The sequence below is a fragment of the Spartinivicinus marinus genome (genome assembly GCF_026309355.1).
Taxonomy (GTDB): domain Bacteria; phylum Pseudomonadota; class Gammaproteobacteria; order Pseudomonadales; family Zooshikellaceae; genus Spartinivicinus; species Spartinivicinus marinus.
Genome location: NZ_JAPJZK010000001.1, coordinates 4,629,292 through 4,653,296 on the forward strand (window position 1 = coordinate 4,629,292; position 24,005 = coordinate 4,653,296).

24 protein-coding genes and 1 pseudogene are annotated in these 24,005 nt (G+C 38.2%); 19 read left to right on the forward strand and 6 right to left on the reverse strand.

Translation table 11 applies throughout. The annotated features are described in order from the left end of the window. Positions 1–47 precede the first annotated feature (47 nt). The 6 genes and pseudogenes from OQE68_RS20695 to OQE68_RS20715 all read left to right on the forward strand — a co-directional run bounded on the left by OQE68_RS20695 (position 48) and on the right by OQE68_RS20715 (position 8,393). Positions 48–2,450, forward strand: coding sequence for a type I restriction-modification system subunit M (locus OQE68_RS20695; RefSeq protein WP_180569140.1), 2,403 nt, complete (start codon positions 48–50; stop codon positions 2,448–2,450). Beyond that, positions 2,447–3,757, forward strand: coding sequence for a restriction endonuclease subunit S (locus OQE68_RS20700; protein WP_180569139.1), 1,311 nt, complete (start codon positions 2,447–2,449; stop codon positions 3,755–3,757). Before OQE68_RS20695 ends, OQE68_RS20700 begins: the two co-directional genes overlap by 4 nt. 262 nt (positions 3,758–4,019) lie before the next feature. Continuing rightward, positions 4,020–4,997 carry a virulence RhuM family protein/type II toxin-antitoxin system death-on-curing family toxin gene (locus OQE68_RS20705; protein WP_180569138.1) on the forward strand — a complete coding sequence of 326 codons (978 nt, stop codon included), beginning with the start codon at positions 4,020–4,022 and terminating at the stop codon, positions 4,995–4,997. Between the two features lie 27 nt (positions 4,998–5,024). After that, entirely contained in the window at positions 5,025–8,084 is a 3,060-nt protein-coding gene (locus OQE68_RS20710) for a type I restriction endonuclease subunit R (RefSeq protein ID WP_180569137.1), read from the forward strand. A 33-nt stretch (positions 8,085–8,117) separates the two neighbouring features. Continuing rightward, positions 8,118–8,258 (forward strand): annotated as a pseudogene (locus tag OQE68_RS30930) (carboxymuconolactone decarboxylase family protein); the annotation flags it as partial. A gap of 3 nt (positions 8,259–8,261) precedes the next feature. Next, positions 8,262–8,393, forward strand: a complete 132-nt coding sequence (locus OQE68_RS20715; protein ID WP_255490905.1) for a hypothetical protein — start codon at positions 8,262–8,264, stop codon at positions 8,391–8,393. 386 nt (positions 8,394–8,779) lie between these two features. On the opposite strand, the gene OQE68_RS20720 is transcribed toward OQE68_RS20715, so the two are convergent. Further along, positions 8,780–9,895: an ATP-binding protein gene (locus OQE68_RS20720; protein ID WP_180569136.1), complete on the reverse strand. Its 1,116-nt coding sequence runs from the start codon at positions 9,893–9,895 to the stop codon at positions 8,780–8,782. 360 nt (positions 9,896–10,255) lie between these two features. On the opposite strand from OQE68_RS20720, the gene OQE68_RS20725 reads away from it, so the two are divergent. The 8 genes from OQE68_RS20725 (at position 10,256) to OQE68_RS20755 (ending at position 15,488) form a co-directional block, all read left to right on the forward strand. Then, positions 10,256–10,606, forward strand: a complete 351-nt coding sequence (locus OQE68_RS20725) for a hypothetical protein (protein ID WP_180569135.1) — start codon at positions 10,256–10,258, stop codon at positions 10,604–10,606. 76 nt (positions 10,607–10,682) lie between these two features. Next, positions 10,683–11,183, forward strand: coding sequence for a hypothetical protein (locus tag OQE68_RS20730; protein WP_180569134.1), 501 nt, complete (start codon positions 10,683–10,685; stop codon positions 11,181–11,183). A 119-nt stretch (positions 11,184–11,302) separates the two neighbouring features. Continuing rightward, the gene (locus OQE68_RS20735) at positions 11,303–11,659 is read left to right on the forward strand and encodes a hypothetical protein (RefSeq protein WP_180569133.1); all 357 of its coding nucleotides are present in this window, start codon (positions 11,303–11,305) and stop codon (positions 11,657–11,659) included. A 558-nt stretch (positions 11,660–12,217) separates the two neighbouring features. Then, positions 12,218–12,523: a hypothetical protein gene (locus OQE68_RS20740; protein WP_180569132.1), complete on the forward strand. Its 306-nt coding sequence runs from the start codon at positions 12,218–12,220 to the stop codon at positions 12,521–12,523. Positions 12,524–13,061: 538 nt separating this feature from the next. Further along, positions 13,062–14,060, forward strand: coding sequence for a YHYH protein (locus OQE68_RS20745; protein WP_180569131.1), 999 nt, complete (start codon positions 13,062–13,064; stop codon positions 14,058–14,060). 176 nt (positions 14,061–14,236) lie between these two features. Then, positions 14,237–14,593, forward strand: a complete 357-nt coding sequence (locus OQE68_RS20750) for a DUF2845 domain-containing protein (RefSeq protein WP_180569130.1) — start codon at positions 14,237–14,239, stop codon at positions 14,591–14,593. Between the two features lie 103 nt (positions 14,594–14,696). Next, on the forward strand, positions 14,697–14,825 hold the full coding sequence (locus OQE68_RS30935) for a PLDc N-terminal domain-containing protein (protein WP_353620497.1): 129 nt from the start codon (positions 14,697–14,699) through the stop codon (positions 14,823–14,825). Between the two features lie 21 nt (positions 14,826–14,846). Beyond that, entirely contained in the window at positions 14,847–15,488 is a 642-nt protein-coding gene (locus OQE68_RS20755) for an HD domain-containing protein (RefSeq protein WP_255490904.1), read from the forward strand. Between the two features lie 146 nt (positions 15,489–15,634). Here the strand turns inward: OQE68_RS20755 and OQE68_RS20760 are convergent, their stop codons facing one another. Then, positions 15,635–16,018 carry a hypothetical protein gene (locus OQE68_RS20760; RefSeq protein ID WP_180569129.1) on the reverse strand — a complete coding sequence of 128 codons (384 nt, stop codon included), beginning with the start codon at positions 16,016–16,018 and terminating at the stop codon, positions 15,635–15,637. A 230-nt stretch (positions 16,019–16,248) separates the two neighbouring features. On the opposite strand from OQE68_RS20760, the gene OQE68_RS20765 reads away from it, so the two are divergent. From OQE68_RS20765 to OQE68_RS20775, 3 genes are read left to right on the forward strand one after another with little or no spacing between them, the layout of a single operon-like run. Beyond that, entirely contained in the window at positions 16,249–17,379 is a 1,131-nt protein-coding gene (locus OQE68_RS20765; protein ID WP_180569128.1) for a beta-ketoacyl-ACP synthase III, read from the forward strand. 10 nt (positions 17,380–17,389) lie between these two features. Beyond that, the gene (locus OQE68_RS20770; RefSeq protein ID WP_180569127.1) at positions 17,390–18,079 is read left to right on the forward strand and encodes an iron-containing redox enzyme family protein; all 690 of its coding nucleotides are present in this window, start codon (positions 17,390–17,392) and stop codon (positions 18,077–18,079) included. 1 nt (position 18,080) lies between these two features. Then, positions 18,081–18,962 (forward strand): DUF6999 family protein, encoded by an 882-nt coding sequence (locus OQE68_RS20775; protein ID WP_180569126.1) that lies wholly within the window; start codon positions 18,081–18,083, stop codon positions 18,960–18,962. 75 nt (positions 18,963–19,037) lie between these two features. Here OQE68_RS20775 and OQE68_RS20780 read toward each other — a convergent pair whose 3' ends face one another. After that, positions 19,038–19,451, reverse strand: a complete 414-nt coding sequence (locus OQE68_RS20780; protein ID WP_180569125.1) for a hypothetical protein — start codon at positions 19,449–19,451, stop codon at positions 19,038–19,040. 351 nt (positions 19,452–19,802) lie between these two features. On the opposite strand from OQE68_RS20780, the gene OQE68_RS20785 reads away from it, so the two are divergent. After that, positions 19,803–20,336: an RICIN domain-containing protein gene (locus tag OQE68_RS20785; RefSeq protein WP_180569124.1), complete on the forward strand. Its 534-nt coding sequence runs from the start codon at positions 19,803–19,805 to the stop codon at positions 20,334–20,336. A gap of 93 nt (positions 20,337–20,429) precedes the next feature. Here OQE68_RS20785 and OQE68_RS20790 read toward each other — a convergent pair whose 3' ends face one another. Further along, a complete protein-coding gene (locus OQE68_RS20790) occupies positions 20,430–20,612 on the reverse strand; it encodes a hypothetical protein (protein ID WP_266195787.1) in 183 nt (60 codons plus the stop codon). 255 nt (positions 20,613–20,867) lie between these two features. On the opposite strand from OQE68_RS20790, the gene OQE68_RS20795 reads away from it, so the two are divergent. After that, positions 20,868–21,236, forward strand: coding sequence for a hypothetical protein (locus OQE68_RS20795; RefSeq protein ID WP_180569123.1), 369 nt, complete (start codon positions 20,868–20,870; stop codon positions 21,234–21,236). 83 nt (positions 21,237–21,319) lie between these two features. Here the strand turns inward: OQE68_RS20795 and OQE68_RS20800 are convergent, their stop codons facing one another. Then, a complete protein-coding gene (locus tag OQE68_RS20800) occupies positions 21,320–23,275 on the reverse strand; it encodes an FAD-dependent oxidoreductase (protein ID WP_180569122.1) in 1,956 nt (651 codons plus the stop codon). Positions 23,276–23,451: 176 nt separating this feature from the next. Further along, positions 23,452–23,997, reverse strand: coding sequence for a carboxymuconolactone decarboxylase family protein (locus OQE68_RS20805; protein ID WP_180569121.1), 546 nt, complete (start codon positions 23,995–23,997; stop codon positions 23,452–23,454). Positions 23,998–24,005 lie beyond the last annotated feature (8 nt).

Consider the following 24,005-nt stretch of genomic DNA (forward strand, 5'->3'; position numbering starts at 1 on the left):
ATTGCCCTTCTTAGATCTCTGGCAAGTAACCCATTTAGGATGGTTTTATGGATCACAGCGTACATAACAAGCTGATTTCTTTTATTTGGTCAATCGCTGATGACTGTCTGCGTGATGTCTACGTACGTGGTAAATATCGTGATGTTATTTTGCCAATGGTAGTCTTACGTCGCTTAGATGCCTTGCTGGAGCCTACCAAAAAAGCTGTAATGGAGGAGGTTCAGTTTCAGCTTGAAGAAATGAAACTCACTGAGTTTGATGATGGGCCATTAAAAGAAGCCTCAGGTTATGTATTTTATAACACCTCAAAGTGGACGCTAGAGAAACTATTCTCAACAGCGACAAACAACCAACAAATCTTGCTGACCAATGTAGAAGAGTATTTAAAAGGCTTTAGCACTAATGTTAAAGAAATTATTGAGTGCTTTAACCTGACAGCCCAAATCCGTCATATGGCAAGTAAGGATGTATTACTTGAGGTCATCGAAAAGTTTGTCTCGCCTTATATCAACTTAACACCTACCCCAAAGCAAGACCCTGAAGGCAATAAATTACCTGCGTTAACTAATCTGGGGATGGGTTATGTATTTGAAGAGTTGATTCGTAAATTTAATGAGGAAAATAACGAAGAGGCGGGCGAACACTTTACCCCAAGAGAAGTGATCGAACTAATGACGCACTTAGTGTTTGATCCAATAAAGGATGATTTGCCCTTGACCTTAACGGTTTATGATCCGGCCTGTGGTAGTGGTGGAATGTTGACCGAAGCGCAGAATTTTATCGAAGAAAAATATCCAGCAACAGGCTCGAAGCGTGACGTTTATCTGTTTGGAAAAGAAATTAATGATGAGACTTACGCTATCTGTAAGTCAGACATGATGATAAAAGGCAATAACCCAGAAAACATCAAAGTAGGATCGACGTTATCCTTTAATGAGTTTGCCGGACAGCGCTTTGACTTTATGCTCTCAAACCCTCCATACGGCAAAAGCTGGGCATCTGAGCAAAAATACATTAAAGATGGTAGTGATGTGACGGATAGCCGTTTCAAAGTCACGCTTGCTGATTACTGGGGTAAACAAGAGGCAGTAGACGCCACTCCACGCTCTAGCGATGGTCAATTATTGTTCTTAATGGAAATGGTGAACAAAATGAAGTCAACGACCGACAGCCCATTGGGTTCACGGGTGGCTTCAGTGCACAACGGTTCTAGTTTGTTTACAGGGGATGCAGGTTCAGGTGAAAGTAATATTCGCCGTTATGTTATAGAAAATGATTTACTTGATACCATTATCCAGTTACCTAATAACTTGTTTTATAACACAGGTATCACAACTTACATTTGGCTACTAAATAACAATAAGCCAATAAATCGCCAAGGCACCGTGCAACTGATTGATGCAAGTCTGTTGTTCCAAAAACTGCGAAAAAATCTGGGTAATAAAAACTGTGCGTTTTCAGCTGAACATATTACTGAAATTACCCGCACTTACTTGGATGGCCTGAGTGTAGAGCGACGATTGGATAATAATGATCCTATTGGAATAGCCGCAAAGGTATTTAACAACCAGGATTTTGGTTATTACAAAGTCAATATCGAGCGGCCTGATCGTCGTAAGTCCCAGTTTAGCGCAGAACGTATCGCCCCATTGCGTTTTGATAAGGCCTTACGAGAGGTAATGGAGTTTATTTATAGCACACAGGGTGACAAGGTATATCAAAAGGACTTTTTGAAAACTATCGAAAAAGACATCCTTGACTGGTGTGAAGATAATGACATAACGCTGAACAGCAAAGCTAAAAAGAAATTATTGGATACTAATAATTGGCTTAAGTTGCGTACTACTATTCAAGCCGCTGAAAAAGTAATGGCAACTATAGGGGATACAGAATATTACGACTTTAACCAATTTAAGATAACGGTCGATAAAGCTCTGAAAGCCCAACAAATTAAACTGGGCGTAAGTGAGAAAAATGCCATCCTTAATGCCGTGAGCTGGTATGACGAAACAGCGGAAAAAGTGATTAAAAAAGTAGTTAAACTCAGTGATGACAAGCTTGATGTACTGCTTGATCACCTAGGCTGCTGTAAAGACGACTTGCCCGATTTTGGTTATTATCCCACTCAAAAAGCCAATGAGTTTATTACCTATGAACCTTGTAGTGATTTACGAGATGCGGAGTCAGTCCCCTTAGCGGATACTATTCATTATTACTTTTTAGCAGAAGTAAAACCTCATGTGCCGGAAGCCTGGATTAATTTGGATAGCACCAAAATAGGCTATGAAATCAGCTTTAATAAATATTTTTACCAGCATAAACCTCTACGCTCTATGGAAGAAGTGGCCGCAGATATTATTGCCCTGGAGCAACAAGCAGAAGGACTGATTGCGGAAATTTTAGGTGTGGATATTTCTGAAGTTCAGGGTGAAGGGGAAGCCGTATTATGAATGCACTGGTGACCATGCCTAAGTATGAGGCGTATAAGGATTCGGGGGTTGAGTGGATTGGAAAACTGCCAGAACATTGGGAGCTTAAAAAAATAAAATATTTGTTTGATTTTACAGAGAGGGGTACTGCACCCTCCTATTCAGAAGAGGGTATAACTGTTATTAATCAGTCATGCCTTAGTTCATACTCGCTTAATTTTAAAAAAGCTAAATTTCATGACTCAAGAGTTGACTCCTCTAGCTTTCGAGGAAATTTGTTTAAAGGTGATTTATTAATTGCTTCAACTGGACTAGGAGTTCTTGGAAAGTGTGCTGTTTACAGTAGTGATTCAAAAGCATTTGCAGACTCACATGTGACTATATTAAGAGATGAAAAGGGGCGTTTTAGTACTTGCTTTACATACTATGTTTTCTCAACTCTTTATGATTTTATTAACTCTAAAATGTCAGAAGGGGCTACGAAACAAACAGAACTTCAAAGAGATGACCTGAGAGCCTTTTTAATGCCAGTGCCTCCAAGGATTGAATTAAAAAAAATTATTGATTTTCTCAAAAGTAAAACAGCCCAAATCGATCAAGCAATTGTGATCAAAGAAAAACAAATTGCCTTATTAAAAGAACGCAGGCAAATTATAATTCAAAAAGCAGTGACTCAAGGGCTAGATCCTAATGTGCCGATGAAAGATTCGGGGGTGGATTGGATAGGGAAGATACCGGAGCATTGGGAAGTTCGAACAAACAGATTTCTTTTTAAAGAGCGAAATGAATCAGGTAAGGAAGGTCTACCACTATTATCAGTATCAATTCACACAGGGGTATCTTCAGAGGAGTTATCTGAAGAAAACAATATTAGAGGTAGAGTTAAAATTGAAGATAAAAGCAAATACAATTTTGTGCGTAGAGGTGATATTGTTTTCAATATGATGAGGGCTTGGCAAGGAGCGATTGGAGCTGTTACTGTAGAGGGGATGGTAAGCCCTGCGTATATTATTGCAGAGCCAACAAACCAAATTGATTCGACATACTTTGAGTATATGTATCGTAGCCCTGGGTTTATTCATCAAATGGATAAATTTTCTAAGGGTATTACTGATTTTAGGAAACGGCTTTACTGGGATGAATTTAAACAACTGTATACAATTTGCCCTCCTATTAAAGAACAGATAGCCATTACTTGCTTTATTCGAGATAAGTCAAATAAAATTGATGTGCTAATAGAGCTTCAAAATAAGCAAATCCAAAAACTAAAAGAATACAAAACCACTTTAATTAACAGTGCGGTAACCGGCAAAATAAAAGTGGCATAAATATACCCTTCGCGAATCGCTTTTAGGGTTTGTTGCCGTCGTTCTTCACCCCAATCACCTATTATTACATAGGCTCATGGGGCTTCATCACTTGGCGGCCTCCCCTAAAAACCCTACGCTTTGGGTATAAGTTAACAGGTTTATCGGTAATTGGGCAGCAGGCTGTTGCCCAATTATGTGAGGCTTAATAGGGCCATTAATTAATTGAGCTAAAACTTTTGTTAGTAAGTAACAGAACGACTTAAACGACCAAGGAGTAAGAATGGTCAGTCAAACTGAGTTATACCTGTCTGCGGATGGTGAGCTGGAACTGGAAGTCCCTTTAAGCCAGGAAACCGTGTGGCTTACCCAGGCGCAAATGATTGAATTGTTTAAACGTGACCAATCGGTGATTTCCCGTCATATCAACAATGTATTCAAGGAAGGCGAGTTGGTACGTGAAAGCAATATGCAAAAAATGCATATTGCCCATTCTGACAAGCCTGTTGCTTTGTACTCATTGGATGTGATCATCTCAGTGGGTTATCGGGTTAAATCTCAGCGAGGCGTGCAGTTTCGCCAGTGGGCAACGCGGACCCTTAAAAGCCACCTGATTGAAGGCTATACCCTCAATCAGCGTCGTTTGCAGGAACGAGGGGTTGAGTTTGAACAAGCTGTTAAGCTGCTTTCTCAAACATTGGCCAACCAGCAGTTGGTGAGTACTGAAGGTCAAGCTGTACTTAGCGTAATCAATGATTATGCGCGTAGTTGGAGCCTATTACAGGGTTATGATGAGCAATCTTTAGCTGAAGTGTGTACTAAGCAAACAGCAATGATAGCGTTGGATTTCCAGGCAGCATTTACCGCTATCAATCAACTCAAACAAGAGCTAATTGCTAAAGGAGAAGCCACAGAGTTGTTTGGTCAGTTGCGTGGTGATGGCTTAGCCTCAGCCATTGCAACAATTGAACAAGGCTTTGGTGATCAATTGTTTTACCCCAATGTGGCTAGCCGTGCTGCCCATTTACTTTACTTCGTCATTAAGAATCACTCGCTTGCTGATGGCAATAAACGGAGTGGCTCATTTCTATTTTTATGGTACTTGCGTATCAATCAACACTTGCTAGCAAAGCCCGTTGAGCAGCTCATAAATGATAACACCTTGGTGGCTTTAGCTTTGCTTGTGGCAGAGAGTCAGCCTGATCAGAAAACGTTGATGATTCGCCTGATTGAGCATTTTGTTGTGCTCAAGGAACAATAAGAAAACTAAGTTAAGTAAGGGAGAGTGATGGTCAGTAATACCAGCGAACAGGCATTAGAAGCTGCCATTGAAAAATATTTAACTGGCAGCTGTTTGGAGGAGCGTAAAAAAGGGGTAAGCGACGTTGTTGTTGACCTGCATAACCGGCGCTTTCAGACAGGCCTGTCGGTAGATTTTGATAGTCAATATGCCATTGATAAACGTTATTTCTGGCAGTTTTTAGAAGCGACTCAAGCTGAAAAATTAGAAAAACTTAAACGAGCGGTTTCAACTAATTTTGCCAATGATTGGCAGCGTAAGCTACTGGAACGGTTTGACCGGTTGGTAAAAAAACACGGTATATTGCATTTACTTAAAAAAGGCTTCGATGTTGATGATGCCCACTTCAAGCTGTTTTATCCTGCCCCAGTAGCGAGCAGTAGTGACAAAGCAAAACAACTATTTACGGCTAATGTTTTCAGTTGTACCCGGCAAGTGCATTACTCGCAGGCAAACCCACTACAATCAATTGATATGGTGCTATTTATCAATGGGATTCCATTGATTACCCTTGAGTTGAAAAATGCCTGGACAGGACAAACCGCCCGCTATCATGGGCAAAAGCAGTATCGGGAAAATCGGGATATTAATCAACCCTTGCTCAACTTTGGGCGTTGTCTGGTACACATGGCTGTGGATACTGATGAAGTCTATATGACCACTAAATTAGCAGGTAAAAGCACTTTCTTTTTACCCTTTAACCAAGGATATAATTGGGGGCAGGGGAATCCACCTAACCCGAGCGGTCATAAAACCACTTACCTTTGGGAGGAAGTTTTTACTAAAGAAAGCTTAGCCAATATTATCCAGCACTTTGTGCGCTTAGATGGCAACCGTAAAGACCCACTTAATAAACGTACTTTGTTTTTCCCTCGTTATCATCAGCTTGATGTGGTACGCAAACTGGTTAATCATGCATCTACCTTTGGTGTGGGAAAAACCTACTTAATTCAGCACTCAGCCGGTTCGGGAAAATCCAACTCCATTACTTGGGCAGCTTTCCAATTAATTGAAACATATCCGGCCAATCCTCATGTGGCTGGAGCCAAGGGAATGGAGCAACCGCTGTTTGACTCTGTTATTGTTGTTACAGATAGGCGTCTGCTGGATAAACAGCTAAGAGATAATATTAAAGAATTTTCTGAAGTAAAAAATATTATTGCCCATGCTCATAAATCATCAGAGCTGAAAAAAGCTTTAGAAGGGCGCAAAAAAATAATCATTACCACTATTCAAAAGTTTCATCATATTCTGGATGGGATTAGTGATTTAAGTGATAAACAATTTGCGGTAATTATTGATGAGGCTCATAGTTCCCAGTCAGGTTCTTCTCACGATAATATGAACCGTGCCATAGGCAGTAATGGAGCTAATAAGGGGCAAGAGCAAGAGGAAGTAGAAGACACTCAAGACAAAATACTACGAGCCATGCGTTCGCGTAAAATGCGAGGCAATGCTTCTTACCTGGCATTTACGGCTACCCCCAAAAAAAGCACGTTGGAAAAGTTTGGGGAGCCGCTGGAAGATGAAAGTTATGAGCCTTTTCACCTCTACTCAATGAAACAAGCTATTGAAGAAGGCTTCATTCTAGATGTGTTAGTCAATTACACAACTTATAAGAGCTATTACGAAATTGAAAAATCGATAGTTGAAAATCCTCAGTTTGAAAGTAAAAAGGCCCAAAAGAAATTGAGAGCCTATGTTGAACGTAGTCAGCAAACGATTGATATCAAAGCTGAAGTTATGTTAGAGCATTTCATCCCACATGTGGTGAATGCTAAAAAACTTAAGGGTAAAGCCAAGGGGATGGTGGTTACGCAAAATATAGAAGCAGCCATTCGTTATCACAAGGCTATTACCAGGCTTTTAGAAAAGCAAGGTAACCCTTTTAAGGCAGCTATTGCCTTTTCAGAATCTAAAACAGTGGATGGAATAGACTATACTGAATCAGGTATCAATGGTTTTGCAGAAACAGAAACCAAAGATAAGTTTGATACGGACGACTATCGGCTACTTGTCGTAGCCAATAAATATTTAACCGGTTTTGACCAGCCTAAACTGTGCGCCATGTATGTGGACAAAAAACTGGCTGATGTATTATGTGTGCAGACTCTATCTCGATTAAACCGTTCCGCGCCCAAATTAAGTAAAAAGACAGAAGACTTATTTATTCTAGATTTTTTTAACTCAGTAGATGATATTAAGGAAGCGTTTGATCCATTCTATACTTCAACCACCTTATCTAAAGCGACCGATGTTAATGTGCTGCATGAGCTGAAAGACGCATTAGATGAGGTAGGCGTGTATGAGTGGTATGAGGTAGAGGAATTTATTACACGTTTTTTTGATAATGAAGATGCTCAAACATTAAGTCCTGTAATTGATATTGCCGTTGCAAGGTTTGACACTGAACTTGAGCTGGAAAGTATAGAACAGGCGGACTTTAAGGTAAAAGCAAAGCAGTTTGTCAAAGTATACGGCCAAATGGCGTCGATTATGCCGTATGAAATAGTCGATTGGGAGAAACTATATTGGTTTCTGAAGTTTTTAATTCCTAAACTGAAGCTAGACAACCCAGACGATGATTTATTAGATGAGTTGCTAAACTCAGTTGACTTAAGTTCTTATGGTTTACAGCGTGAAAAATTGAACCATAGTATTGAATTGGAAGCAGCGGAGTCGCAACTAGAACCGCAGAGTGCTAACCCTCATAGTGCTTATGTCAGTGAAAAAGAAACCAATTCATTAGATGAAATCATTAAAAACTTTAACGAGCGTTGGTTTCAAGGCTGGAGTACTACCCCAGAGGAACAAAAGGTAAAATTTGTTAATATCGCAGACAGTGTTAAAAAACATCCAGATTTTGAGGCTAAATATAAAAATAACCCAGATCCGTATAATAGAGAGCTGGTATTTGAGAGAATACTTCAGGATATTATGTTAAAACGCCGAAAAGAGGAAATGGATCTTTACAGGTTGTTTAGTAGTGACGAAGCTTTTAAGTCAGCTTGGAGTCAGAGTATTCAGCGGGAAGTGGATGAAACATAAAGTAGAAACTATTAGTTAGTTTCAAGACCAGGTTTAGACATTAAAACGCGATTTATTGCGACAATTGCTGTATTAACGGCGCAAGGAGCTCAAACATTACCACAGTTGAGAATTAACATTAAAAATGCTTTAAAGGTCGGTGTCACTCAAAGAGAGACAAGCGAGGTTATCTTTCAAATGTCTTTAATATGGTGGCCTACCTTCAATTTAAGACAGTTAAGAGCTACATTATCAGGCTTAGGTGATCTTGTTAGAGAAGAAGCTCTTAAGGAGTGGGCAGAGTTTAAGAAAAATTACTACTATGCTTAGCTGATAGTTACCAGTTCACACCACTGTTAGGCTGACGTTCATTAATAACTAAGTGTAAATGATGCGATCGAAGTTCACACAAATATGTTTCCATATATCAGATGGTATTAATTATATCCTGTTTGGCCTGAGTGTGATTTTCGCGATTACAGCGCCATTCAGCATTGATATAATGAGTAGTTTTGTACACAGTACTACAAATAAAGTATGGCTGCTTGCTATTGGGCTAATATTTGCGGTTTTTTTTAAACTTATTACTAAACGCAATAAATATGCCCTGCTATTACTAGTCTTGTTGTACATTTATGCTGCCATTAGTGCAAAGAGTCCTTTGTTATTACTTCTGATTTATGTGCTAATTACTTGCTTGCCACACTTACTTGTAATTAAGGAATTATATGGTGTTCATGAAACTCCAAAGAGAAGAAAAACTCCCAATTCTTGGAAAAATACTCTTTAGCCTGTTGATATGTTGCTTCAATAACCGCACTAAAGACTTCTTCATTAATTAACCGATCTTTAGTAGGTGACGCAAACTTAGGATCTGCTATGTTTACATGAACAATTAGGTAAAGCCCTTTAGAAAGACGCTTAGTCCAGGTCTCGATTTCAACCTGTGAAGAGGATTTTATGGAAGCAGCTTTAATCAATCCCAGAATAACGGCATCCACATGAACACCTCCATCTTTGGTACATAAATGGTTAGCAAAACTATGTTGATAGCCTAGTCCACTGGACCAACATAATGCTAATTCAATTTTCGTATTTTGTTCAATAGCCTCAAAATGTAAAATAGGAAGTAAAGAGCTATCGTTAGATGGCATAACCTTTTCTAGGTAGCCTATGATCCCATTTGGACAGTAATATTCTTCTAGCTTTGAATGCTGTTTACTTTGAAACTGAAACTTTAATCCTGCGCAGAGAAAAGATAACTCCTTGAGCCGTGATGAAATGAGTTTTTCATCAAGCTCTGGATGGGTAAAGTATTTTTTACTAGGATGAAATAGCATTCTAGTACCAGTTTTGTCAGTTGCTCCCTTATTTTCTAGTTTTCCAGCTTCAGCGTTATCAAATCTCATATACCAATGAGTTCCATCCTTGAAGCTGTCTACCTCAAAGTAATCACACAGAGCGTTTATAGGGGCTAAACCAATACCTATTGTGGTTCCAACATGAGTATGGGGTCTATGGTTATCCCAAGTTGCACCAGTGTGAAGGGTGGTCATGATGACTTCTAAGGCTGACTTACCATGAAGCTCATGAATTGGTATACCTTCACCATCATCAATGACTTCCATATCACCGTTTTCATGTAGTAGCACTGAGATAACAGAAGCCTTATCAGCTAAGAACTGGTCAACACTGTTACTCACTACCTCCATTAGCATATGGATGAGACCAGTACCGTCGTCTAGGTCACCTACATACATACCAGGTCGTTTTCTAACCGCATCTAAACCTTTTAAAACGACAATATTATTAGAGTCGTATTTATCAGCCATAAATAGCTCCTTAGAAAGGTAATTTAGCGTATAAAATAGCAAGGAGTTATTTTACTATTTTAAGCTTAAAAAAACGCTTTTATTTGGAAGAAAAGTACCTCTTCAGGCAGATCTATGTTGTGAAACATTTTCATACTAACACATATTTACCTAGGGCGCGGTAACTACCACAAGGTGGTGTTATTGGAGACTTTTAAATTGAGGGTAGTGGCAGTTTGTTGGTAAGTGATTACATTGATGGTCTTGGGAATCTTGTGGTTGAATTTTATACACGCCATAAGGAGTAGACCTATAAGGTCATTTCGTTCAAAATACATTGCCAAGAAATACATCATAAATAGCTATGTTTAAGAAAGGCCCATGGGCGTAGAGTACATTCTAGTCAATGAAACCAAAAGAGAAATGATCTCTTTTAACCATTTAAATGGTAGCAAAAAAAGAGAGCTGGCAGGCAACTCAGTGCAATCTGCAATAGTCACTTGGTATCTTCTAAGTAATCAAGGGGACCAAATCCAGTTTGTTTCAGACACATATAGTGACTGGCCATTTAATATTGGTAGTAGGGATTCTGTATGGGAATATATTGATAAAACTGAAGAGCTAATAAATACTCTTATATCGCAAGGTATCCTACAAGATAATGGTATGCTATATGTCGATGAGGATGAGCCTGAATCTATATATGTAAGAGATATTAAAAATATTTGGTGAAAATAAAAGAGTTAGTTACTATTTAATATGCGAAAAGCCAATTAATAAATAGGGTCAGTTTAAATTAAATTTTAATATGAAATATTTTGAAACAAGCTATATTGTAAATAAGCCAATTAGTTTAACTTTTGATTCAGCTCTAGATATTTTATCCCTTCATACCAAGGTTGGGCTTTTTGATAAGGCATATGTAACAACAAATGAATTAGGGGTTGAAGATATTGGCAAAATTTACAGTGTAGTTACTAATTATGGCGATATTTCGGTTAGATGTTTGCTGAAATTAGAAAAAATAAAAAAGCCTTATCTGTATATACTTAATTATTCATATGAAACCAAGAATGAAGAAGGTAAAATAAATGAAGGATGTTCATTTATACCATGGGAAACATTGACCTGTGTGGTCTCATTTGTTGAGTGTGAGAGTGGAACTAGGATTACTACGACTGTGTATGCAAATGGAGTACGTTCACTATTCGGGAAGCTATCAACTAAAGTACTAGGTTTGGTAAATTCTTTTCAGCAAAGAAAGTATAATAAACGTACGGCTGCATATATTAATGAAAAAATGACCTAGCTGGCTGATGGAAAAATTGATGAAGTCAATAGTGAGCCATGGCTGAAAGATGACCCTTTATATGGCATTTCATCTGTTATCTAGCTAACTTCCACATAAATATCAGATTAGGTAAATATATGGGTATTTCCGATACTCTTTTAAAGCAAAGGCTAAGAAACCGACTTATAGAGTCTCTAGATGCATTTGTAGATGAAGAAACTGTTAGTGTAGTTGGGACTGATGAGATCATCGAGTGCTGGTATGACTACATGGATGAAGACCGCTTAGCTTTTTATGATGAGCCTGTATTTAGTTCTGATGAAATAAATGCTATTAAGCTCTTTCATAATCTTCTAGAAAGCAGCTACCAAAAAGTACCCAGTACCTGGAAGATAGAAGAGCTTAAGGAGTGTGCAGAGTGGTCTACTTTGGTAACAGCTGCATGTGAAGCATACTCAATATTCTTAAAAAGGGGCTTTTTCGATGAAGAGTGAAAGCACCTAGTTAAGTAGTGTTTTATATATAGGTGTCTGTATTGTTTCTGTCTACCAATCTACAGCTAATCTGTCCTATATTTCCTGATAATTGCCACTGGACAGGTTTATCGACAGGTTTTGAGAAGGCTACAGGAGAAGTGGATTGAGAATAGAGCTCTGAGCAGTCTTGAGGGACTTGTGGTTTGTGCTTTAAGACTGTTTCAGTCAAAATACAGCATCAGTAAGTATGTCAGAGTGATATTTATTAGTAGCTAATTGTTAGGAGTAGTTTTAGTGCCGAAGTATTGGGGAGGCCCATTTAGAATTAGGACGTTTCTTCGAAGCAAACTTCCCTGGTTCATACTTGAAACTGGTATAGTTGATAAGGGACAAAACTGCGAAGCAGCAGGTGGTCAACATGAGTGGTACAATGTTGACAATAAACTTAGTGCTTGTTACCACTGCTTAATAGAAAAGGATGGGCAACTATGGCAGTAACCAGGTATCTAATAACCAACTCACCTCTTCCAGCTAGAGAGAAGTTCATTGCTAGTTATGTGATTTAGAGGGTTGTTCATGGATATTACAACTGAACTAATGAGTGGAGCATCTCCATATCTAAGCAAACTTTACTATGATGCTATTAAGCGGGAGGTTGTATTAATAGCTGTCGATAATCCAGAAGATATGAATGATGTAAAAAAGATTGTTTTTCCGGAGATAGTAAAATATTCAGAAAATGTCGAAGATCTAGATGATGAACTAATTGATGGTATTATTGGGATACACTGGATGAGCAAAAGTCAAATATGTATTAAAACAGACATCAGAGAAATTATAATTACATTAAATGGGAAGCCATATAGCCAGCCAGTTATGTAATTGAGAATAATCTGGTTCCCAAAATACTACATCAGAGTGACATTGTGCCCCTTCAATAGGAGGAACTAAATTGAGAGACTATGATGGTATTGATAGACGCTATAAGCATAGTGACTTTAATACAACAAAAGGGTTAGAAATTGTAACTAGGGCCTGTTAACACTATTTGAACCACCACTGCCGGAGACTGTTTTTTGTCCAGCAAGGCACAAGGAATGCTGTGTAGTCATTCTATATAAATGACTTGTAACACGGCTGGCTGTAAAAGTGCTACTCGTCACAGGGGTAAACACCTAATAAAAAGTAACTTAAACAGCTAAGCTTGGTGATTGGTTAGTGTTAACTAGGTGAGCTTGATTGTAAATATTGTAAATTAATTTGCTAATTTTTAAAACTTTAGATATTCGTAAATATGTATAGCACTTTGTATTCTTTGAGCCAGAGTCTACCAAAAGATACTGGTTAATAAGCCTTGTTTAAGGGAATGCTTATAATAAAGCAATAAAAATTTATAACAAGAAATACAAGGAGTGTTGTTTTGTTGGTAAAAAATATTTTGCTTATACTCACGTCTTTGTCAGTAAGTAGCAGTCAAGCTGTTGCATACAACAATATGCACGTTGATAAAGAATATAATCACCTGCCCATTTTAGACCCGGTATATTACAATATTAGTAATTTTATAAAAAACATTTCATTAGTTGATTGCACATTAAACAACGGAAGAAAAACGCAATGTTTTGAGTTGAAAGTAAAAAGTACGCCGATCAATGATGGTCCTTATTGCCCAGAAACACTTGATGATATTGGTGGTATTTATATATATGACGGTAAAACCAATCCGGGGCTTAGACTGCTCGATAAAATGTTTTTTATTAATATGGAAATAGATGGTTATGACATTGTAGATGAAAACGAAAATATACGTAAATACTTCATGAGATTAGACAAACAGGCACCGCCTCCAGATCAACAGTATGACTACTGTATTGAAGCAGAAAAAGACATTAATCTACAACTAACGTATAAAATTCCTGCTTACCCTGAATTTGCAAATAAAGTGACACCCATGGCGTCAGCCATTGATATTGTTGGCTTATCATTACATGGCCTTCCTGTGAATGGATTGCCGCCATCTGTTGTAAAAGGACCAAATAATATAGGAGGCGGTAGTGTGCCTGCATTGGATCCATGTGGAGGACATATCTTAGATGGTTTTTATCACTCACATATTATCCCTGAAACAATTAATGAAAAACTCCTTCGTAATCATATTTTTGAAGTTCAGTGTGAATCAATACCACAAAAATACGAATCACAACTGACAGGGTATGCAATGGATGGCTTTCCTATATATGGGCGTAAAGAAATAACAGGGTTACCCCCCCAAAACCTTGATAAATGTAATGGCCATGTTGGAGCAACATTCCACTATCCTTTCGGTATATACCACTATCATGCGGTATATAATGAGGATGTTGATATACCAAGGTGTTTATCAGGAGAGCTTGCTAAAGAGCAACTTGTTGTAGAGTAAACGCCTCAAACCCCGGTTCATAAAGCTTAACCAGTTCATAGTAGGTATAATCCCTTGTAGCTGCTCTTGGTTTTTATATGTATGTTACAAGAATGTACTAGCTGATTAAAAAACGATCTTGTTACCTGTCCTATAAGGAGAAGCTAAGCTATCGATAACCTGAAAGGTAAAAAGCTATGCTAAGCACTACTAAAAAACTAACTGTTAGATCTGTATTAGTTTTACTTACAACTTTCGTATCAGTTGCAAATGGATATACAGACCGTATGCGTTGTGGTAGTAAATTAATTACATCAGGTGATTCAAAAGCTAAGGTACTCTTGCTTTGTAAAGAACCAATGTTAAAAGAAGATTTAAGTCAAAAAATTGTTAACAAATCAAATTGGAATAACTTAAACGGATACTCTTCTGAAGCGGTTACATACATAAATATAGAAAAATGGAAATATAATCGAGGAAAAGGTAAATTTTTAGGTGTAGTAATTTTTCGTGATGGTGTGGTTGATGCAATAGAAGTAGGTGATCGAGCTTAAATAGGTTCTTTTTTAGTTAGGAAACACCCAACCCTCTTTAATCTAAACGTTGCTACGTTTAATACTTATCTAAGTATGAGTAACGTTAAACTTAATTGTCGTAATATCATCGAGTAAAACTACTGGTGGCGAAAAACTGGCTTGGTTATTAGCTTTGGTTTTTATCTCATGGTTTGCTTGGATTTTTTATGCGTTGCTAGCACCCATAAAACAAAATACAGCTAATACATAATAGGGTAAGAGTGGTAGAATTTTGTTAAATCAATTAGAAGAATTAGCTTCGGCATTTGTTATTGCTGAGATGAAAACAGACTTAGCTCATGACTTTAACCATATATTAAGAGTTGTAAAAACAGCTAAAGAGTTATGTGAACAAGAACGAGCTGCTAGTGAAATAGTAACTCCAGCGGCTTGGCTACATGATTGTTTTTCATTACCTAAGAACCATCCTGACAGAACCAATAGCTCAAAATATGCTGCTGATAAAGCAGTTCAGTTTTTAAGTGAAATCAATTACCCTGAAAAATATTTAGAGCCAATACATCATGCTATTGTTGCCCATAGCTTCAGCGCTAACATCACACCAAGAACACTAGAGGCCAAAATTGTCCAGGATGCTGATCGTCTTGATGCGCTTGGTGCAATAGGCATCGCTCGATGTATGCAAGTAAGCGCGAAGCTAGAACGAGAGCTTTATAGTACTGATGATCCGTTTTGCCAGTTAAGATTACCAGATGATGAGAAATATACCGTTGATCATTTTTATAAGAAGCTTTTGTTGATTGCTGACAGTGTAAACACTGAGTCAGCTAAACTAGAAGCAAAGAAAAGAACTCAGTTCATGTTAAACTTTCTAAAACAATTAAACTTGGAAATTATGTCAAATAACGGATAGAGGTCGCTCACAGCTGCGACCTTTTCAGTGAAAACTGATGATGGCTTTTCGCAATGCAAGCTCATATTTTTAATTCACTCGTCGTGACTGAGGTTAGCCCACCATAATACTTACCCAAGACTCCTTCTAAGTTGGTAGAGTCATCGCTAGTATTGCCCTGAACCAATAAAACCTAAGGCACCAATCGGCAGTAACAGCACCCACTGTGGAAGTTTAATGAATGTGTGATGTTTAAAAAAGTACCAGCCCACACACATAAAAACAGCTGCGAAAGAAACATAGGTTAGAGAGAGCCCTAACACTACAGTAGTAAGGTAGTTTGCATTCACCCATCCGGCATATGTCAATATCGCTGACGATGTGACAAGAATGACTGTTACTATATGCCAACAGGCTAATAACGTTGCTTTAGGGATATCGTCTAGCTCAGATTTAAGAAATGGCCGAACAGGGTCGATTTGTCCTGCAAAAATATGAACCAGTGAAGTTAACAACCCCAAAACCCCTGCACTAAAAATCCAAATATTCACTCAACATCTCCGTGTAAACATTAATAAGCATGACTATAACGTACCTGATAGTACACAATAGATGTGATATTTAGAATTACTGATTTAATTTATTAAATAACCAGTATAGCAGTATTACTCCATAGGCTGTTGAGTATCAGGTGCTTGAACTTTGAGAATGGTTACCGACATTTATCACCTTATCAGTTATCCTAAAAGCAATCTAAGTTTGTTAGCAAAGTGTGTATGAGATGACAGACGTATTTATAACAGGCGTTGGTAAATGTCTACCGGGTGAGCCGGTGAGCAATGATGAGATCGGCTCTATTATTGGTAAGATTAGTGACCGAAGTGATTCACTGGGTACAGCAACCTTACGAAAAAATGGCATTAAAAAGCGTTATTACGCATTAACAGCCAGTGGTAACTATACCCATACTAATGCACAAATGGCGGCAGAAGCTATTCATGATGCATTTGCTCATGCTAAACGTTCACCTGATAACGCTGATTATTTAGCTACAAGCACAACACAAGGTGACTATCTAGTACCAGGTTTTGCCAGTGCAGTTCACGGTGAGTTAGGTATTCCACCGTTGGAGCTAGCTTCGTTCCAAAGTGTTTGTGCCAGTAGTCTAATGGCGGCTAAAAGTGCCTGGCTTGCGGTACGAACCCATGAGGCTCGGCTGGCTGTTGCCAGTGGTAGTGAGTTTTCCAGCCGTTGGTTTCAACCAGGGTTTTATCAACCTTTCTATAATGAAGACTCAAGACCAGATCCTGAACTGGAGTTTTTACGCTGGACCCTTTCTGATGGAGCCGGTGCCGTGGTGTTTGAACCAGAACCTAAAGCAACAGGAATCTCTTTGCGAGTCGACTGGATCAAGCAAAAGTCATTCGCTGACCGCTTTCCCCCTTGTATGTATGCTGGTGCTGCTACAAATAAAGCAGCCAAGAACCAGCCATGGAACTTATATAACAGCCCTGCTGAGGCATACCAGGCAGGGGCAATTGCGCTGAAACAAGACTTTACTTTGCTCTATAAAATGTTTCCTGCCTGGGTTGGGTATTACCTTGAGTTGTTGGATAACTATCAACTTGATCCTAATGGTATCGATTATTTTCTTCCCCATTATTCTGCCCAATCTTTGGGGCAAGAAATGAAAAAACTGTTAATTAAAACAGGGGCGATGATTCCTGAAGAGCGATGGTTTTCTAATTTAGTCCATTGTGGTAATACAGGTACTGCTTCAATATTCATTATGTTAGATGAACTGGTAAAAGCCAAACCACTGACAGCAGGTCAAAAAATATTGTGTTTTGTGCCTGAAAGTGGTCGGGGTATTTGTTCATTTATGCATCTCTCCGTGTTTGATAATAATTAAGGTTGTCATTATGACAAATTCAGATTCTCAGTTGATTTCTACTCAGCAGGTATTACGTCAACTGACGATTGTGTGGGCTGATTTTGAAAGCCGTTTACTACAAGTACCGATTATTTATCGGGCAATGAATAACCAGCTGCAATTAGAAGACTATCGCCGCTTATTGGCAGACCATTATCATCAAGTAAAAGAGGGGAGTGGTTGGATTTGTCGAGCAGCGTCTTCAATTACAGAGCCTTATTTGGAACAACGGGCAGTGTTCATTGGTCATGCGACAACTGAACATCAGGATTATAAAATGCTTGAACGCTGTTATCAGACCGTTGGTGGTGATATTAATGAACTGCATAAACAAGGCAAAAATATCGGTTCTGAGGCATTATCTGCCTGGATGTATTATAAAGCCAGTCAAGCTAACCCTTTTGATTTAATCGGTGCAATGTTTATTATCGAAGGATTAGGCAAGCAGTTTGCCCGAACGTTTGCTGAAGCATTGCAGCACAATATGGGCATATCAGCAGAGCAGTTGGAGTTTTATACTTATCATGCCGAGCATGATGGTGATCATCTTGATGAGTTGGAAGCTATATTAAGCACAGGTATTTTAACGATCCCTGATATCCAAAATGAAATTATCCGTACGGCTAAAGTGACAGCCAGGCTTTATCTATTGCAGTTAGAAGAATTAGGCAATTACTAAAATGACATGGCATAATAATTTCTCTGACCAAAAGATTCATAAAGATGACCCTAACCCCTGGTTAGCATTATACCTTGATAATAGTCTGCCCATGCATAAGTCTGCGAAAAGAGCTTTATTGCAAGGACAAAATAGTGGGTCTCGGCGATTATTATTGCCAATTATAAGGCCTTTTGCGCGACTAATGATTATTGTCGTGCAATTGTTGAGGATGATTATTCCCAGTAAGTGGAGTTCGTCAAAAGTGTTACATTACACCATTTATTGGGGGTTAAAGCACTTTGTAAAAAAAGATGCTAATTATTTGATTTTAAGACACTTTAACATTGGTACTGAGCTGCTTCAGTTTATTGCTGATAATACAGGGATAACAATTGAGTCAACCATACCGCTAAGGCCGAAAAAACTTGAAGATTTAAAAGACGATACTTTCCTTATTCATGATCTTAACGTATATAACTTTATAGCAGAACTGAACCAAAAGCTAACAGATGCGGGGCGTGAGTTTGAAGCCCCTGAAGTCATTAATTACGATGCAATCACCGACGATGAGTTTGATATAGACCCAGGTAAACAGGGGATAATGAATATCATTGACTTACAGACAGCCGTTGAAGCCTATACACCGTTATATGCCTTACTGCTATCTGACCATGACTTTTGGCGAGCCAGTAACTCATTACAGTTAGACGAAACCTTTGCTATTTATATTAGTAAATTGATGCGTGATCCTTTGGCTGTGACCTTAGTGAGTAACCGTCACCCAACGGTGCCTTTTTCTACCCTTCAGGCAGGTTTTCGGTTAATGCTACATGGGTTAGATGCAGAAATTTTGCATGGTTACCTTCGCGAACAAAAGCAGAAAGCAGGAAACCCCAGTTGAGTATGAGCAGTATGTATAACACTGCTCACTTTAAGACTGCTTTTACTTCAAAACTACCATTGCTAGCCATATACTTTATTGTGTATTTTCTATTAGTAATTGACCATTTCCATATGGCACTATCTGATAACCAGTCAACACTGGATCTTGACGAACAATAATTATATTACCTCTGACTAAATTAATCAGTATTATACCTAGTGCTTTTTGATCCAAAGTATTTGGAGATAAATAAACCTCGGCTGCACATAAATCAGCTGAAATTGAAATAGTATTGGATGCACCCGCGTTGCATAACTCTTTCAAGTTCGACCATGATATACTACTTGCTATTTCAGCAGGGACTTCATGACCTATGAATTTACCATGTATTTGCATATCAATGCTCTTGTCTGAGTCGTTAAATACTTCAAGTTCGTTAGGGGTTGCAAACAATTGAAGTGGTAAACTGGTTGAAATTGCTATTGTTAGGTATTTGAGTATTTTCATTATTCCTCCATGAGGCAAGCTAGTCATTGTTGCTATATTAAAAAAATAGCTGTTGTTATATTTTATGTGTTGATTAGCTTAAGAATAAGCCAGATATTTATAGAAGATTCTTTATGTATAAATAAATTGTTAGTGCTAACTCTTATTTGTACTGCTTTATCAGGACCATAATAAATACTGTTAAAGTTATTGTCGATTAAAAACTGTTGTAGTGTTTTGGTATCGCTTATGCCAAATGAGTTTCTGGAGATTCAGTCATTGGTTTGTTAAGATGGCCTGCGGTGTTATGCACTGTTTTACTATGATGTGTTTTCACCATAATATTATCTTGTTTTTATGGACTAAAAACCTATGAACTATAAAAAAATTTCAATGTTGTTGGCAAGCGTAGCTATTGTATCGAGTGTTTCAGCAAACGACTTTGGCCGTTACCACAAACTAACTACAATGTTTCTTGAAAATGAAAATAAGTGCTTAGAGGGAAATAGGGTTGCGCCTGGATCGACTTTAAAAGGAGCTGCTTTTATGGACACTTGCCAGAATGTTACAGGGCAGCGTTGGAAATTAATTCCTGTAGGAGGTGAGTACTTCAAATTAACCACTCAGTTCCTTGAAAGTGAAAATAAATGTTTAGAAGGAAACAAGGTTGCACCAGGGTCTACTTTAGGCGGTGCTGCTTTTATGGACACTTGCCAAAATGTAACGGGTCAACTGTGGAAAAAAATTCCAGTAGGAAATGGTTACTTTAAGCTAACGACCAAATTCTTAGAAAATAAAAATAAGTGTTTAGAAGGCAATAGGCTTGCTCCAGAATCTACACTTGGTGGTGCTGCATTTATGGATAATTGCCAAAATGTAACTGGTCAGCTTTGGAAGTTTAAGTAATTAAAAAATAGTTGTTGCTAAAGAGGCAACAATATTTGTTGATGTTGATTTGGTGTAAATATTGTGCATTAATAAATATTTGCACTGAATTGATTATCCCTTTTTAGTATAACACTTCAATATGATCTGATACTCATACAACTCATACAACTCATACAACTCATACAACTCATACAACTCATACAACTCATACAACTCATACAACTCATACAACTCATACAACTCATACAACTCATACAACTCATACAACTCATACAACTCATACAACTCATACAACTCATACAACTCATGATAATTGTTGCTGTTAACTGATTATATAAGCATAGATAGGGATGCGTGAGACTGAACTATTTCATATCCATAAATGTAAGAAAAAACCTGCCTTGTTATCCTTTAGAGTGCATCTTACTACTAAAGCATAATTTCTAGAGTTCATGCAATTCACTATATTGTTAGTTCTTGCTATCAGCTTATGTTGTTTGTACGACTAAAGTCTGGTTAATAATAAACATAAAATATACAGGGTTAAAAATGAATAGAAATAAAATTAATACTGTTATAGGTGTGGTTTTTACACTGTTTGTTAGTGGGGTTTTTGCTTCGCCAAATACGGTGACAGGAAATATTGGTAAGTATCAGGAATACGTCGATAGTATGCCTGATTATGTAATGACTACGGACTTTAAAAAATATTTTAGAATTATCCAGAACCCTCTTCGAATCATCAATATCACAAACCAATGCAGAGTTGCTCACTATTTAATTACGGATAGTGCTGGAGGCTATCAATACCATGAATATAGAATTGAGTCTCGTCAAGTAGTGCCTATGTTGAAGGTTGATCCTCCTCGTGGTGGTGGTTGGGTTAAACAAGAGTATCTTTATTCGGAAGTCTGCTAATACAGATATAATTAATTAATGAAGCCCGCTTCACAGAGGCGGGCTTCTTAGGCGCACATATTTTAGTGCTATTAATGATGGAGCTAACGTTTACTAAAGTAATTTAATGATATATGATAATTATGTTCTTTTGAAGTATCTAAATCGGGTGCGTTAATTGTCTCCTTGGGGGCATTGGGTTCAAAGTCGGGGTCTATATATTCTCGAATTAAATGGGTTGCATTGGTATTGTAACTTTCTTTAATGGCAGCAGAAGGTGTCTGTTGGTGGGTTTCCTCATAAACGGCACTGATAGGCGGCAGGTTAAACCCTTTTGCAAGCACAATGTCTGTTGAGCGCAGCGCACCTTCAACCCAGCCTTGATAATCTGAATAGGCTTCTCCGCAAATATATAAGCCTGGTAATGGTTCAGCCAACTGCTCCATAACAGCCTTATCATTGGCATGCAATGCCCACTGATGCACACCATAACCAAATTGCTCACTGGGGTTTTCATCAAAGCGGGTGCTGCCATCCCAAATACGTGCACTAGTTAAAGTGGGTTGTGGTACATAGTGAGTTGAGAACAGTGACTTAAAGAATTCAGTAGCTGTATTAACCACTGACTGAGAAGCAGCAAAGAAATGCCCTTTATATTTCTCTTGTAGGGGGGAGTTAAATAAAGGACCGTTATGTTGTAGGGCTTTCCAGAAGTTGATATTTAGAAAATCACAGTAAATAGTTAATGCAGCCGGTTTTTCGTATTTATTTTGATTGATTTGGTCAATTTTTTCTCGTAAATGTTCGGGCACGTCTTTTTGATGACTTTTGAGCCAACTTTGGTATTCGAGTGCTGCGACCAGTTCATTATCAATCGCATAAAATGGATAGACTGAACCTAATGGTAAGTCAGAAAAATTAGGCCCAAATGAAACCGGTGGACGCCCAGTTATGTTATTACCCCACCAGGCTTTATCATAGTATAAGTTAATTTTTAGTAAGGCCTGATTGGTGGTGGTTTGCAGTGTATCCCATAACTGTTTGGATTGATCATCAGGTAAGCGATTTAGTGCATTGGAGTTAATAAACAGCTTTTCCAGAGCCAGCCGGGGTAATCCTAAAATGACTTGCTTGGCATGAATCACATTAGAGGTTGTAGTGCCATCAGGTGCGGTGGTTTGATAGCTTAGTGCATAATCGCCATTTTCTTCGTGTCTATCAATGCTTTCTAAATGGGTTTTTAAGAAAATACGTTCTTTGCCAATTGCGTTGACCAGTGCATTTGGTAAAGTACTAAAGCCATCTTTAAAGGTTTTAAATTGAGGATCATTAGGAAAGTCTTCTAATAGCTGATAGGCAACACCTGCATTCATTTGTGATAAAAATGTGCCATTAAAACCTAATAAACGATAGAGAAGGGTAATACACTCATTGGAATAACCCATTTCGGTGAGGAGATTCCAAAGCGTCCAATCTTTTAGACAAACTCCATTCCACTGACATTCCAACCGGAACTTTTGCCAAAAGGTGGGGGTGCGTTTGTCTGGTCGTTCGGTAAAATTAGGGTTAACATCAAGAATTCGATTAAAAACAGTATTAATGATTGATTTTGGATCGATACCTTGCTCAATAGGTTCAAGGTTATAAAGCTCTTGCCAGATTGAATAATTATTTTCTTTGGCAACTTGGTTATTAAAGCTCTCACCTCTAAAAAACAGTCTGTTGTTACCACCACTGTTCATTGGGAAGGGGACAATCTGATTGTCAATATCCAATAATAAAAACAGGCTCATTAAATCGTCCATATTATCGAAGGTAAAACGCATACCGCCTTCTTCCTCCTTAACAGTAATCTCATCATTGAATTCAATCAAGTCAGAGTCTAAACGGCCACCCGTACGATGAGAGCGTTCTAAAATAACGATATTTTTGTCTGGAGAATCTTTTAAAATACGCCAGGTGGCATATAAGCCAGACATACCTGCACCAATGACAACAACGTCTGCATTGGCTGGAACCTGTTTATCATGGGCTAAATCTTTAAGTGTAAAATGTGGCATAATTCCTCCTTGATAATAGGATATATATTCCTTTTTTATAGTTAGTATAGCCAATGCGAATATTTTTTAGGGAAGGCTGTCAAGCGACGAAGCCCCATGAACCTATGAATAATAGGTGGTTGGGGTGAGAAGTGACGACAAACAACCCCTAAAAGTTATTCGCGAAGGGTATATGCTTAAAAAGGAGCGACTCCTTCTTCCGGTAAGGGCACTTCAAAAGAAAAAACAATAGTGGTAATCATTCGATACAGACCACAAGCAATGGTAAGATCAAGTAAACCATCTAAACCTAAAAATTCGATTAAAATATTTTGGGTTTTGGGCGGAATGTTTCGTTGGTGAACAATATGTTGGGCAGCCTGCCAGGTAGTTAAATATAAAGGCTTTATTTCTGCAGTCGCAATATCACCAGCAAGTACTTGATCGATGACACTTTGGGGTAAGCCTGCTTTAAGCGCTGGTTGGACATGTTTTTCCCAAACAAAAGGGGCGCCCAGCTCTCGGGCTGTAGCTAAAATACCCAACTCACGAATATCGTCTGCCAGGTTACTTTCATAACGAACATAAGTACCTAACTGACCAACATGCTCTGCTAATATGGGGTGATTAAGTAACGTACGATACATGCCGGATAAGCTTGTTCTGGGGCCTGCCAGTTTGTCATAAACAGCCTTGCCCTGATCATCAAGTTCATCTCTAGTGGGTAAGGGGAGTTTCGCCATAATGATGC